Here is a 13,356-nt window from a genome sequence, read left to right as displayed (position 1 = left end):
AAAAGAATTAGACTTTATGATGCCCCTTTAAAAAAATATCAACACAATAATTAATATAATCAATAACTTCCATTTCATTGGGTGGAAGAGGCATTCCCATAATCATTCGCCATTCAATATCACGTAAAATTCCAAAATACATAAGAGAGGAATGATCAGGAGATGTACAGGTAATTTCACCTGATTGATGAGATATGAGTAAGGCTTGAGCAATTGTATTTTGGACATCCAGAGCACATTTTTCATATAAGTATTGGCTCAAAGTTGCATTACATTGAGTTTGTTCAATAACCAAACGTAAAAAGGCAATGTGTTCAGGTTGAATAATGTGTTTATAAAAACGGATGAGAGTTTGGATTAAATAATCTTTTAAAGAAGTTTGCTCTGGTTGAAATGCAATGCAGATATCTTTAAAAAACATTTCACGGCGATAATCGCAGATTGCAGTAAATAAGCCATCTTTATTACCAAAGTATTTATAAATAGAGGTTTTTGAACCACCAGCATGATTAACGATGTCGTCAAGAGAGACAGCATCATATCCTTTTTCCAAAAACAGCTCGGTTGCGCTTAGCAATAGAGCTAAACGACGTTCTATACCGCGGCGTGTTTGGGGTTTCTCACATACGAGATGATGTGACTCAAGGACTGGATCATGCATAAAATTTAATAACGACGGCTAACACTGCTTATCTAGTATAGCAAATCTATCTTTAACGATGGTCATTGGTATGTTTTTAGGTCATCTGGTAAACAATAAGTAGAGCATAGGTTCAGGTAAAATATATAAAATATAATGATTTATGTGGAAATTTAGAATTTTTTGATCATGTAACTGTATGTTCACATTTTAGTTTGGCAGTTAATTCCGATTTAAATAGTCATAAAGAAAAGCGGCTAAATTAAATTAGCCGCTTTTTGATTTTTGCTTCGGTTTTAAGCTTCTGACAATGTTGCTTTATGTTCGTCCTCATCATCGTCATCAGCAGAATCCATGCCCAGCTCTTTTAACTTTCTGGTTAGGGTGTTACGCCCCCAACCTAATAGTTCGGCTGCATGACGTTTACGCCCACGAGTTTGCTGTAGTGCCGCATTAATTAAGGTGCGCTCAAACATTGGGGTAGCAATGTCTAAAATTTTCATTTCACCATTTTTAAGTTTTTGAATTGCCCATTGGCTTAGTAGCTCATCCCAATGGTGTAAAGAAATACGTTCAAAAGATGGTGCTGGTTGACTAGTCTCACTACTTTTTTGGAGTGGAACCTGTTTAAGCTCAGAAGGTAAATCTTCTGGATAAACCTCACGACCAGTAATCATGACGGTTAACCAACGGCAGGTATTTTCAAGCTGACGAACATTACCAGGCCATGGTAATTGTTGCATATAGTCCGTTGTTTCAGTGCGTAAAATCTTTGGACTTACGCCTAGCTCTTTACCCGCGCGAGCCAAGAAATGTTGAGCCAGCATCGGGATGTCTTCACTGCGATGCGCAAGCTTCGGAATATGAATTCGAATAACATTTAGACGGTGATATAAGTCTTCACGGAAACGACCTTCATTCACCAGTTTTTCTAAGTCTTGATGGGTTGCCGCGACAATTCTGACATCTACTTTAACCGGTATATGACCACCAACCCGGTAAAACTCACCATCTGCGAGCACACGTAACAATCTAGTCTGGGTTTCAAATGGCATGTCACCAATTTCATCAAGGAAGAGAGTTCCACCATTGGCTTGTTCAAATCGACCTTGATGTTGAGTATTGGCACCAGTGAATGCACCTTTTTCATGACCAAATAATTCCGTTTCGATTAAATCTTTAGGAATTGCTGCCATATTTAATGCAATAAAAGGCTTAGCGCGTCGTGGAGAATGTTTATGTAAAGCATGCGCAACCAGTTCTTTACCTGTGCCTGATTCACCATTAATTAAAACGGTAATATGCGACTGAGATAAACGACCAATCGCTCGGAAAACCTCTTGCATAGCAGGAGATTCGCCAATAATTTCTGTTGATTGTAGTGGTGAAGCTGTTTTTGTCGCTTCTTGCTGCTGCAATTTATTGATATGCAAAATCGCTCGATTGACTAGAGCTAAAGCTTCATCAATATCGAATGGCTTTGGTAAATACTCGAATGCACCAGTCTGATAGCTTGATACAGCAGACTCTAAGTCCGAATGCGCTGTCATAATGATAACAGGCAAGTCGGGGTGAGAGTTTTTCACTTTAGATAAGAAAGTTAACCCATCAATACCTGGCATACGAATGTCAGTTAAGATGACATCGGGCGCATCATGATGTAAACGTTCCAGTGCTGTTTGAGCTTCTTCAAAATTGGTGACGTCAAATCCTTCTTCTTTAAAGGTCTTTTCAAGTACCCATCGCATGGCGCGATCGTCATCAATAACCCATATTTTATTTCGCGACACGGTCTGACTCCCAAGGTAAATATAAGCTAAACATTGTTTTTCCAGGAACTGATTGGCATTCAATCATTCCGTTATGTTGATGCATGATGTTCTGTGCAATACTCAGGCCAAGCCCTGTGCCTTTTGCTCGTCCTGTAACCAAAGGGTAAAACACAGACTCTAAAATGCTTTCGGGAATACCCGGTCCATTGTCTTCAATATCGACTCGTACAGCAGAGCGGTTGAGTACTCCATTAATGGTGACTAGACGTTGAATACGGGTGCGTAAAATTAATTCAGGCTCTTGATCTGTAAAAAATGATTTATTTTCTGTAATAGCTTGAATCGCATTAACGCTAATATTGAGCATGACTTGAATGAGTTGGTCGCGATCGGCTTTTACATCGGGTAAAGACAAATCATAATCACGCGTAATTTTGATTTTTTTCTTGGTCTGATTTGCGATTAAAGAGCGTACCCGTTCTAGAGGTTCATGCACATTTACATTTTCATAACTTGGCAGTTGTCTTGAGCCCAACATGGTGTCGGCCAAATTGGTGAGACGATCTACCTCGTTAATAATGATATCTGTAAATTCAGCATAGCTCTCGTCATTTAAACTACGAGCAAGTAACTGAGTTGCCCCCCGAATACCAGCCAGAGGGTTTTTAATTTCGTGAGCAACGCCTCGAACCAGTTGTCTAGCCACTTGATGTTGTTGAATTAGGTTTTCTTCCTTAGAAATTTTCAACATACGATCAATAGGATTTAACTCAATAAGTAACAGCGGGTGGTAGCTTTTACCTGCATTTAATTGCGAGACCGTATAATCCACATGTAAATCTTTAAAATTGACATTAATGATGGCTTCACGACGTGTATAAGGTTGTCCCGTTTTTAATGTGTTCAATAAGGCTTCATGCGTATTAAAGGTATCATCAGGTGCATGAAGTAAATTTAAAACCGGTTGTCCAGAAGCGCGAAGCAAACTAATGTCAAAAAGTGCTTCACAAGCGGAATTCAAATAAAAAATATTAAAGTTACTATCGATTAATAAAATCGCAGTAGTTAAATTGTCTACCAATAGGCGATAGTCGATAGGTGTGTGTTGATCCATTAGCGAATCGTTCCTGTCTTAAAATGGCGCAATGGCATCTTCATTGGTTATCGGTTTTCACCGTTATAGAACATGATTGATGCAAAATGTACGCCAACTTTGTTTATGGTTTATTTTAAGGTTTTAAGCGTAGTTAAAGCGCTCTAAAATCGTTCTTAATATCTTTTGGTCAAAAATACGGATGTATAGACCAATAATATCATGATCCAACTTGGTGCAATATTGAGTTTTGGTGCAAATATTGGTTGTATTTTGGTGCATTACACAAAGAGTGGGGTTTCCACCTATGCTTGAGACGAGAAAAGACATACAATACGCGCATTCAAGTGGAGCGCAGATTCATGAAGACCCCCAAAGTCGGTTTTGTTTCTTTAGGTTGTCCTAAGGCATTGGTAGATTCTGAACGAATTTTAACTCAGTTAAAGACTGAAGGTTATCAAGTTGCATCAGATTATGATGGTGCTGATTTAGTTGTTGTTAATACCTGTGGTTTTATTGAATCTGCAGTACAAGAATCTTTAGATGCAATTGGCGAAGCCATGAGTGAAAATGGCCGAGTTATTGTGACGGGCTGTTTAGGTAAAGACGAAGATAAAATTCGTCAAATGCACCCTAATGTTCTAAAAGTTACTGGTGCAGCAGCTTATCAAGACGTTATGGAAGCTGTTCATGAATATGTCCCAGCACCGCCTAAACATAATCCGTTTATTGACCTTGTTCCTGAACAAGGTATCCGTTTAACACCGAAACATTATGCTTATTTAAAAATATCTGAAGGCTGTAACCACCGTTGTACCTTCTGTATTATCCCGAGCATGCGCGGTGATTTAGTATCACGTCCGGTTGGAAGCGTATTAGAAGAAGCTGCTGCGTTAAAACGTGCAGGTGTAAAAGAAATCTTGGTCATTTCCCAAGATACCTCAGCTTATGGCGTAGACACCAAATATAAGCTCGATTTCTGGAATGGACAGCCCGTAAAAACCAAATTCTTTGACATGTGTGAAGCACTTGGTCAGCTTGGAATTTGGGTTCGCTTACATTATGTATATCCATATCCACATGTTGATGCAGTAATCGATTTGATGGCTCAAGGTAAAATCTTGCCATACCTCGATATTCCATTCCAGCATGCAAGCCCACGCGTTCTTAAATTAATGAAACGTCCGGCGCATAGTGAGAATACATTAGAAAAAATTAAATTATGGCGCGAAAAATGCCCGGATCTTGTGATCCGTTCTACTTTCGTGGTTGGCTTTCCAGGCGAAACTGAAGAAGACTTCCAGATTTTGCTCGATTGGTTGGTTGAAGCTCAACTTGATCGTGTAGGCTGCTTTACCTATTCACCAGTAGAAGGCGCTACGGCAAATGATTTACCAGATCATGTGCCAGAAGAAATTAAGCAAGAGCGTTACGAGCGCTTTATGCAAGTGCAGCAACAAATCTCTGCTGCCAAATTACAAAAACGTATTGGTCAAACGATGACTGTATTGGTCGATAGTTTGGAAGATGAATATCCTGTTGCTGTTGCACGTTCTTATGCCGATGCTCCGGAAATTGACGGTAATGTCTTTGTAGAAGATATCGATAAGAGCACTATTCAACCAGGCGATATGTTGGAAGTCGAAATTACCGATGCGGATGAATACGACTTATTTGCAAAGTTAATTAAAATTAAATCGGTCTAATCGAATCGCGATTCAAAAAGCATTCAGTTTAAGAGGTCTTGGAGCAAAATCATGGCGGAAACAATCAGCCCCCGTTATTCACGAATTTTATTAAAATTATCTGGTGAAGCTTTATCAGGTAATAAAGATATGGGTATTGATGCTCAAGTTTTAGATCAGATGTCACTTTCTATTGCACATTTGGTTGGCTTGGGTGTGCAAGTAGGTATCGTTGTGGGTGGCGGTAACTTATATCGTGGTAGCCAGTTACAAAAAGACGGTTTGGTTGGCCGTGTAACAGGTGATCAGATGGGGATGCTTGCAACTGTTATGAATGGTTTGGCAATGCGTGATGCATTGGTGCGCCGTAACATCAGAACTCGTCTTATGTCAGCGTTACCAATCGGTACTGTTGTAGAGTCTTACTCAAGTCGTGATGCGATTCGTCATTTAAGCCAAGGCGAAGTGTGCGTTTTTGTAGCAGGAACAGGAAATCCATTCTTTACAACTGATACAGCAGCATGTTTACGTGGTATTGAAATTGAAGCAAATTTAATTTTGAAAGCGACCAAAGTAGATGGTGTTTATAATAAAGATCCGAGCAAATACGAAGATGCGGTGAAATATGACCATTTAACATTTGACCAAGTGTTAGATGAAAAACTGGGTGTTATGGATTTAACGGCAATTTGCTTATGCCGTGACCATAATGTTCCATTACAAGTATTTGATATGAATAAATCTGGTGCGCTATTGTCAGTGGTAATGGGTGAAAAAGAGGGTACACGCGTTACTAAATAATGTACGTGTGCCGTAAAGCTCTTTATACTAGCGCTAAATTAAATTTGTTATATACATCCTTGAATAAATAAGTAAGGAAGATCATATGATTAACGATCTGAAAAAAGACAGCGAACAGCGTATGTTAAAAACTCTTGAGTCTTTGGAACAAGGGTTTGCTAAAGTTCGTACCGGCCGTGCACACCCATCAATTTTAAATGGGGTAATGGTTCCTTACTATGGTTCTGATGTGCCTTTAAACCAAGTAGCGAACGTTGGTGTTGAAGATTCTCGTACGCTTATCGTTCAACCCTTTGAACGTACGATGGTTGCTGCAATTGATAAAGCAATTCGTGAAAGTGATTTAGGTTTAAATCCTATTACTGCTGATTCAATCCGTGTACCTTTACCAGCTTTAACTGAAGAAACACGTCGTGATATGCAGAAAATCGCTCGTAGTGAAGCTGAAAATGCGAAAGTTGCTATCCGTAATATTCGTCGTGATGTATTAGGTGATATCAAGGCATTGTTAAAAGAGAAAGAAATTTCTGAAGATGATGAGCGTCGTGCAGGCGATGATATCCAAAAAATCACTGATAAATATGTTGCAGAAGTAGACAAGCGTCTAGCAGCGAAAGAAGCAGAATTGATGAAGGTCTAATTTTTATGACCGATTCAGAAGAGTATCATCTTCCTCAGCATGTTGCCATCATCATGGATGGCAACAATCGCTTTGCAAAGAAAAATCAAATGCAAAAAGGCGATGGGCACAGAGAGGGTAAAAATGTTCTTGACCCTATTGTTGAACATTGTGTTAAAACTGGCGTTCGTGCTTTAACTGTTTTTGCATTTTCGAGTGAAAATTGGAATCGACCACAATATGAAGTCGATCTGCTTATGAAACTTCTTGAAGAAACGATTCATGAGCAAATACCTCGCATGAAGAAATTCAATATTGCTTTGCGCTTTATAGGGGATCGTTCCCGATTACCTTCACATTTAGTTGCCTTAATGGAAGATGCAGAGCAACAAACAGCACATCATGACGCCATGACATTAACTATTGCAGTAAGCTATGGTGGTATGTGGGATATTGCAAATGCAGCTAAGCAGGTTGCTCAAGCAGTTTCCCGTGGCGAAATTGACGCTGATCAAATAAATGTTGATTTGTTCGAAAAATATGTCAGTCTAAACGATCTGCCAGCTGTGGACTTGTTGATCCGTACAGGTGGAGATTTCCGTATATCTAACTTCTTGTTATGGCAAGCAGCTTATGCGGAGCTGTATTTTACGGATACTTTGTGGCCGGAATTTACAGTGGAAGAATTCGACCATGCATTGAATGTCTTTTCAGGGCGTGAACGTCGTTTCGGTAAAACATCTGAACAAATTCAGCAAGAGAAAATCGAGAAATTATAATGTTAGAGCGGATTGTTACCGCATTGGTACTTGTTGCAGTTGTTTTGGGCTGTATGTTTGCTACGCAATCACATTATCCAATGTTGGTACTTATGATTGTAGCAGCAGGAGTTGCGGGGTATGAATGGTATAAGTTAATGCCTCGGGAAGTTGGTGCAGTAGTAAAACCTAAAGCTTGGGGTTATGGTCTACTTGTTGCCTTTGTTTCTGGTGTTGCCTTATTCTTTCATGACATTGCTTTACTGTTATGGTCTGCTTCAATTTTAACTTGGCTCGTTAGTGTTTATTGGGTTAAGTCTTTTCCTGAATTCGATGGGTGGTATAACGCGACCCTATATGTCATTGGTTTGATTCTTATCTGTGCAGCAGTGACTGCAATCTTTGTAGTATGGCAAAGCTCACCATGGTGGTTGATGTATTTGTTCTTGCTTGTGTGGGGTGCAGATAGTGGAGCTTACTTTGTAGGCCGTAAATTCGGTAAAAGAAAATTGGCGCCTACAGTAAGTCCTAATAAATCAGTAGAAGGTTTATATGGCGGTATTCTCACTACAATTATTGTAATGCTTGTGGTGCAATATCAATATTTAAACCTAACTTGGGTTCAACAACTTCTATTCTTGATTTTGTCTTTAATTACAGTGTTCGGTTCAGTATTAGGTGATTTATTTGAATCAATGATCAAACGCCGTGCTGGTATTAAAGACTCTGGCCGTGTTTTGCCAGGTCATGGTGGTGTATTGGACCGTATTGATTCTTTACTCGCAGCAGCCCCGATTTTTGCAACGGGAATGTATATATTAAAGCTTATTGGTGTAGATTTATAGATGACACAATCTGTTTGCATATTGGGTGTAACCGGTTCTATTGGACGAAGTACCTTAAAAATTTTAGGTCAACATCCAGATAAGTATTCAGTCTTTGCAGTTTCGGCGCATAGTCGAATTTCTGAACTTGTTGAAATCTGCAAACAGTTTCGACCTAAAGTTGTTGTTGTTCCTGAACAGAAAATAGCTGAACTAAAAACACTATTTGCTCAGCAAAATATATCGGATATTGATGTTTTAGCTGGGCAAGAGGGTTTAGTCGATATCGCATCTCATACAGATGTGGATATTGTTATGGCTGCAATTGTAGGGGCAGCTGGGCTGTTGCCAACTTTAGCGGCTGTTAAGGCAGGTAAACGTGTACTACTTGCCAATAAAGAAGCATTAGTTATGTCTGGTGAAATCATGATGCAAACTGCTCGTGATCATCAGGCATTGTTATTGCCAGTTGATTCTGAACATAATGCAATTTTCCAATCATTACCTCATAATTATTTACAAGCAGATAGAACAGGGCAACCACAGCTAGGTGTATCTAAAATATTGCTTACAGCATCGGGTGGTCCCTTTTTAAATCACTCCTTAGAACAATTGACTCATGTAACGCCGCAACAAGCATGTAAACATCCAAACTGGTCAATGGGACAAAAAATTTCGGTTGACTCGGCTACTCTTATGAATAAAGGGTTAGAGTTAATTGAGGCTTGCCATTTATTTTCAATATCTGAACATTTTGTTACAGTTGTTATTCATCCACAAAGTATCATTCACTCTATGGTGCAGTATGTTGATGGTTCAACATTAGCACAAATGGGTAACCCGGATATGTGTACTCCGATTGCACATGCATTGGCATGGCCTGAGCGTTTACAAACTAATGTACCTGCTTTAGATTTATTTGAGTATTCTCAACTTAATTTTCAGGCACCGGATACCCAAAAATTTCCTGCATTAAATTTGGCAAGACAAGCAATGCGTGCGGGAGGTTTGGCGCCAACCATTTTGAATGCAGCTAATGAAATTGCAGTTGAAGCATTCTTAATGGAAAGGATTGGATTCACAAGTATTCCGCAAGTGGTAGAGCATACTTTGGAAAAATTAGAGAATGCAGCTGCTGAAAGCATCGAGTGCATTTTAGATAAAGATAAAGTGGCTCGATCTGTAGCTCAGCAATATATTTCAAGTATTGGAGGCTGAAATGAATGCACTGTTTATGATTGCAGCGGCAGCTCTTTTACTTGGGCCTCTAATCGCAATCCATGAGTTTGGCCATTACTGGGTTGCGCGAAAACTTGGTGTTAAAGTTTTAGTTTACTCAATTGGGTTTGGACCAACTTTACTGAAATGGACGTCTAAGAAGTCTGGTATTAAATATCAGCTTTCTGCCTTACCTTTAGGTGGCTATGTCAAAATGTTGGACGAGCGAGAAGGTAATGTGGCAGAACAAGATCTACCATATGCTTTTAACCGTCAAAAACCGTGGAAACGTATAGCGATTGTTGCTGCTGGGCCATTAATTAACTTGATTTTTGCCGTACTCCTCTTTTGGATTCTGTTTTTACCAGCCCAAGAACAATTAAATACTAAAATTGGTAAAATTATTCCAAACTCTCCAGCCGCAGCAGCCCAGTTACATGTAGGTGACAAAATTATTGCTGTTGATGGGAAAGAGACAACAACATGGGAAAAGCTAAACTTTGCTTTGATTGATCGAGTTGGGGAAACAGGTACTGTAAATATTGATGTGGACCGTGCTGGTTCCGAACAAAATTTTGTATTACCAATTAAAGATTTTTTAAAAAATCAAAATGAATCTGCACTGGACGTATTAGGTTTCTTGCCTTATCGACCTGTGATTCCTGCTGTTGTAACAGAGTTAACGGAAGATGGTGCGGCGATTCGTCAAGGGATGAAAGTGGGCGATCGTATTGTTGCGATTGATGGCCAGCCTATGAAAGATTGGTTCGACGTGGTAGAAGTTGTCCAGCGTTCCCCAGAAAAGTTACTTAAGATTGATGTCTTACGTCATGAACAACTAGTACATTTACAAGTTATGCCACAAGGTAAGCGTGATAGCATGGGGCAGGTAAATGGAGTACTTGGTGTAAAAAGTGATGCTGGAAAAATTACAATTCCTGACGAATATAAGCAAACAATTCAATATACTCCAATACAAGCTTTTGGAATGGCACTTGATAAAACTGGCCAAATCTCTAGCATGATTTTGAATTCAATAGTAAAAATGGTTAAGGGACTAATTGGATTAGAAAATCTTTCTGGTCCAATTACCATTGCAAAAGTAGCTGGCCAAAGTGCAGAAATGGGTTGGGAAACCTTTATCTCTTTTATGGCTTTAATGAGTGTAAGTCTTGGAATTTTAAACTTATTACCAATTCCAATGTTAGATGGTGGTCATCTAGTGTATTACATTATTGAAGCTATTCGTGGGAAGCCTGTTTCTGAACAAATACAAATGTTTGGTCTAAAAATTGGTATGGTACTGCTCGGTAGTATGATGCTTTTAGCTTTATTTAATGACTTTATGCGTTTGTAAACGTATATGGATTTATAACTTACTGGAAAAAACTGGCATGCGGCACACACATTTTTTAATGCCTTTGGCACTTGTTAGCGCTATGGCAGCGGTACAACAAGCATATGCAGCTGATGATTTCGTTGTTAGAGATATTCGTGTAAACGGGTTGGTCCGTCTTACCCCTGCAAATGTTTATACCATGTTGCCAATCAACAGTGGCGATCGCGTTAATGAACCGATGATCGCCGAAGCAATTCGAACATTGTATGCCACTGGACTTTTTGATGATATTAAAGCATCAAAAGAAAATGATACTTTGGTTTTTAATGTTATTGAGCGCCCAATTATTTCAAAGCTTGAATTTAAGGGTAATAAACTTATTCCTAAAGAGGCTTTAGAACAAGGCCTTAAAAAAATGGGTATTGCTGAGGGTGAGGTTTTTAAGAAATCTGCTTTGCAAACCATTGAGACAGAATTAGAGCAACAATATACTCAACAAGGCCGTTACGATGCTGATGTTACAGTTGATACAGTTGCTCGTCCAAATAACCGCGTTGAATTAAAAATTAATTTTAATGAAGGAACGCCGGCAAAAGTCTTTGATATTAATGTAATTGGTAATACTGTTTTTAAAGACAGTGAAATTAAACAAGCATTTGCAGTTAAAGAAAGTGGTTGGGCTTCTGTAGTCACACGTAATGACCGTTATGCACGTGAAAAAATGGCTGCAAGCCTTGAAGCTTTACGTGCCATGTACCTTAACAAAGGCTATATTAATTTTAATATTAATAATTCCCAACTCAATATTAGTGAAGATAAAAAGCATATCTTTATTGAGGTTGCTGTTGATGAAGGTAGCCAGTTTAAATTTGGTCAAACTAAATTCTTAGGTGATGCACTTTATAAACCTGAAGAATTACAAGCATTAAAAATTTATAAAGATGGTGATACCTATTCACAAGAAAAGGTAAATGCGGTTAAGCAATTACTCTTACGTAAGTATGGTAATGCAGGTTATTACTTTGCAGATGTAAATATTGTGCCGCAGATTAATAATGAAACTGGAGTTGTTGACTTAAATTATTACGTGAACCCAGGTCAGCAAGTTACCGTACGCCGTATTAATTTTACTGGTAATAGTAAAACTTCTGATGAAGTATTACGTCGTGAAATGCGTCAGATGGAAGGTGCATTAGCGAGCAATGAAAAAATTGACTTATCTAAAGTTCGTTTAGAGCGTACAGGTTTCTTTAAAACAGTTGATATTAAACCTGCTCGTATTCCAAACTCTCCAGACCAAGTTGACTTAAACGTAAATGTTGAAGAACAACATTCAGGTACTACTACATTAGCGGTCGGTTATTCGCAAAGTGGTGGTATTACGTTCCAAGCAGGACTTAGTCAAACTAACTTTATGGGTACAGGTAACCGAGTTGCAATTGACTTATCTCGTTCTGAAACTCAAGACTATTACAACTTAAGTGTTACTGACCCTTACTTTACAATTGATGGAGTAAGCCGCGGTTATAATGTCTATTATCGTAAAACGAAGCTGAATGATGACTATAACGTTAATAACTATGTAACGGATAGTTTTGGTGGTAGTTTAAGTTTTGGTTATCCAATTGACGAAAATCAAAGTTTAAGTGCTTCGGTGGGCGTTGATAACACTAAAGTAACCACAGGTCCTTATGTTTCTACATATGTACGTGATTATTTATTGGCAAATGGCGGTAAGGCAACTAGTAAAGGTACATATTGCCCAACAGATGCAAATGGTAATTCTCAATATGATACCGAGAAGGGGGAATGTAAGGTCCCCGAAGAAACATATGATAATGCTTTTGAAGGGGAATTCTTTACTTATAACTTGAACTTGGGTTGGTCTTATAACACTTTAAACAGACCAATTTTCCCAACGTCAGGTATGTCTCATCGTGTAGGTCTTGAAATTGGTTTACCAGGTAGTGATGTTGATTATCAAAAAGTAACTTATGATACTCAAGCATTTTTCCCTATCGGCACTACCGGCTTTGTGCTACGTGGTTATGGTAAGTTAGGTTATGGTAATGATTTGCCATTCTATAAAAACTTCTATGCAGGCGGTTACGGTTCTGTTCGAGGCTATGACAACAGTACCCTAGGACCTAAATATCCAAGTGTAAATCTACAAGAAACTAAGCAAAATGATAGTTCTCCTGAAGAAGTAGGTGGCAATGCTCTGGTCCAATTTGGTACAGAGTTAGTTTTACCAATGCCATTTAAAGGTGACTGGACTCGACAAGTACGTCCTGTTCTTTTTGCTGAAGGCGGTCAGGTTTTTGATACTAAATGTAATATTGATAACTCTGTTTATGGCAACAAAGGTATGAAGATTAATGGCCAGACCATTACGGATGTTAGAAAATATTGTGAAGATAATTATGGATTTGATTTAGGTAACTTACGTTATAGTGTGGGTGTTGGTGTAACCTGGATTACCATGATTGGTCCATTGTCACTTAGCTATGCATTCCCGTTAAATGATAAACCGGGTGATGAAACTAAAGAAATCCAGTTTGAAATTGGTCGTACTTTCTAAGTACGATCTTTTTGCATAACGAAATA

12 protein-coding genes are annotated in these 13,356 nt (G+C 38.7%); 8 read left to right on the top strand and 4 right to left on the bottom strand.

Features of this window, described 5'->3' with window-relative positions:
• Nucleotides 1–7: 7 nt before the first annotated feature.
• From adeN to MKL36_RS19040, 4 genes are all read right to left on the bottom strand, one after another.
• Nucleotides 8–661, bottom strand: coding sequence for a multidrug efflux transcriptional repressor AdeN (gene adeN / locus MKL36_RS03830; protein WP_000543877.1), 654 nt, complete (start codon nucleotides 659–661; stop codon nucleotides 8–10).
• Between the two features lie 275 nt (nucleotides 662–936).
• Nucleotides 937–2,430: a nitrogen regulation protein NR(I) gene (glnG, locus tag MKL36_RS03825; RefSeq protein WP_000089273.1), complete on the bottom strand. Its 1,494-nt coding sequence runs from the start codon at nucleotides 2,428–2,430 to the stop codon at nucleotides 937–939.
• Complete coding sequence (glnL, locus tag MKL36_RS03820; protein WP_000371970.1) at nucleotides 2,417–3,526, bottom strand: nitrogen regulation protein NR(II); 1,110 nt, start codon at nucleotides 3,524–3,526, stop codon at nucleotides 2,417–2,419. The genes glnG and glnL overlap by 14 nt, the downstream gene beginning before the upstream one ends.
• A gap of 123 nt (nucleotides 3,527–3,649) precedes the next feature.
• Nucleotides 3,650–3,835 (bottom strand): hypothetical protein, encoded by a 186-nt coding sequence (locus tag MKL36_RS19040; RefSeq protein WP_079261097.1) that lies wholly within the window; start codon nucleotides 3,833–3,835, stop codon nucleotides 3,650–3,652.
• Nucleotides 3,836–3,867: 32 nt separating this feature from the next.
• Here MKL36_RS19040 and rimO point away from each other — a divergent pair, with 32 nt between their 5' ends.
• From rimO to bamA, 8 genes are all read left to right on the top strand, one after another.
• Nucleotides 3,868–5,211, top strand: a complete 1,344-nt coding sequence (gene rimO, locus MKL36_RS03810) for a 30S ribosomal protein S12 methylthiotransferase RimO (protein ID WP_000856678.1) — start codon at nucleotides 3,868–3,870, stop codon at nucleotides 5,209–5,211.
• Between the two features lie 51 nt (nucleotides 5,212–5,262).
• Nucleotides 5,263–5,991, top strand: a complete 729-nt coding sequence (gene pyrH, locus MKL36_RS03805; RefSeq protein WP_000852257.1) for a UMP kinase — start codon at nucleotides 5,263–5,265, stop codon at nucleotides 5,989–5,991.
• Between the two features lie 85 nt (nucleotides 5,992–6,076).
• Nucleotides 6,077–6,631 carry a ribosome recycling factor gene (frr, locus tag MKL36_RS03800; RefSeq protein ID WP_000606428.1) on the top strand — a complete coding sequence of 185 codons (555 nt, stop codon included), beginning with the start codon at nucleotides 6,077–6,079 and terminating at the stop codon, nucleotides 6,629–6,631.
• Nucleotides 6,632–6,636: 5 nt separating this feature from the next.
• Entirely contained in the window at nucleotides 6,637–7,389 is a 753-nt protein-coding gene (gene uppS / locus MKL36_RS03795) for a polyprenyl diphosphate synthase (protein ID WP_000132219.1), read from the top strand.
• Nucleotides 7,389–8,213 (top strand): phosphatidate cytidylyltransferase, encoded by an 825-nt coding sequence (locus MKL36_RS03790; protein ID WP_000893489.1) that lies wholly within the window; start codon nucleotides 7,389–7,391, stop codon nucleotides 8,211–8,213. Before uppS ends, MKL36_RS03790 begins: the two co-directional genes overlap by 1 nt.
• On the top strand, nucleotides 8,214–9,410 hold the full coding sequence (gene ispC, locus MKL36_RS03785) for a 1-deoxy-D-xylulose-5-phosphate reductoisomerase (RefSeq protein ID WP_021511184.1): 1,197 nt from the start codon (nucleotides 8,214–8,216) through the stop codon (nucleotides 9,408–9,410).
• 1 nt (nucleotide 9,411) lies between these two features.
• Nucleotides 9,412–10,767, top strand: a complete 1,356-nt coding sequence (gene rseP / locus MKL36_RS03780; protein ID WP_021511185.1) for an RIP metalloprotease RseP — start codon at nucleotides 9,412–9,414, stop codon at nucleotides 10,765–10,767.
• 37 nt (nucleotides 10,768–10,804) lie between these two features.
• Complete coding sequence (bamA, locus tag MKL36_RS03775; protein WP_031222813.1) at nucleotides 10,805–13,330, top strand: outer membrane protein assembly factor BamA; 2,526 nt, start codon at nucleotides 10,805–10,807, stop codon at nucleotides 13,328–13,330.
• Nucleotides 13,331–13,356: the final 26 nt, after the last annotated feature.

The organism is Acinetobacter sp. AOR12_HL, from assembly GCF_027855275.1.
Lineage (GTDB): Bacteria > Pseudomonadota > Gammaproteobacteria > Pseudomonadales > Moraxellaceae > Acinetobacter > Acinetobacter baumannii.
This window is presented reverse-complemented; position numbering and strand designations above follow the sequence as displayed.

Bases quoted from the DNA above. Each gene is read 5' to 3' on its own strand.
- rseP (WP_021511185.1), top strand. From the start codon at position 9,412: ATGAATGCACTGTTTATGATTGCAGCGGCAGCTCTTTTACTTGGGCCT.
- glnL (WP_000371970.1), bottom strand. From the start codon at position 3,526: ATGGATCAACACACACCTATCGACTATCGCCTATTGGTAGACAATTTA.
- ispC (WP_021511184.1), top strand. From the start codon at position 8,214: ATGACACAATCTGTTTGCATATTGGGTGTAACCGGTTCTATTGGACGA.
- adeN (WP_000543877.1), bottom strand. From the start codon at position 661: ATGCATGATCCAGTCCTTGAGTCACATCATCTCGTATGTGAGAAACCC.
- bamA (WP_031222813.1), top strand. From the start codon at position 10,805: ATGCGGCACACACATTTTTTAATGCCTTTGGCACTTGTTAGCGCTATG.
- pyrH (WP_000852257.1), top strand. From the start codon at position 5,263: ATGGCGGAAACAATCAGCCCCCGTTATTCACGAATTTTATTAAAATTA.
- MKL36_RS03790 (WP_000893489.1), top strand. From the start codon at position 7,389: ATGTTAGAGCGGATTGTTACCGCATTGGTACTTGTTGCAGTTGTTTTG.
- frr (WP_000606428.1), top strand. From the start codon at position 6,077: ATGATTAACGATCTGAAAAAAGACAGCGAACAGCGTATGTTAAAAACT.
- MKL36_RS19040 (WP_079261097.1), bottom strand. From the start codon at position 3,835: ATGTCTTTTCTCGTCTCAAGCATAGGTGGAAACCCCACTCTTTGTGTA.
- rimO (WP_000856678.1), top strand. From the start codon at position 3,868: ATGAAGACCCCCAAAGTCGGTTTTGTTTCTTTAGGTTGTCCTAAGGCA.
- uppS (WP_000132219.1), top strand. From the start codon at position 6,637: ATGACCGATTCAGAAGAGTATCATCTTCCTCAGCATGTTGCCATCATC.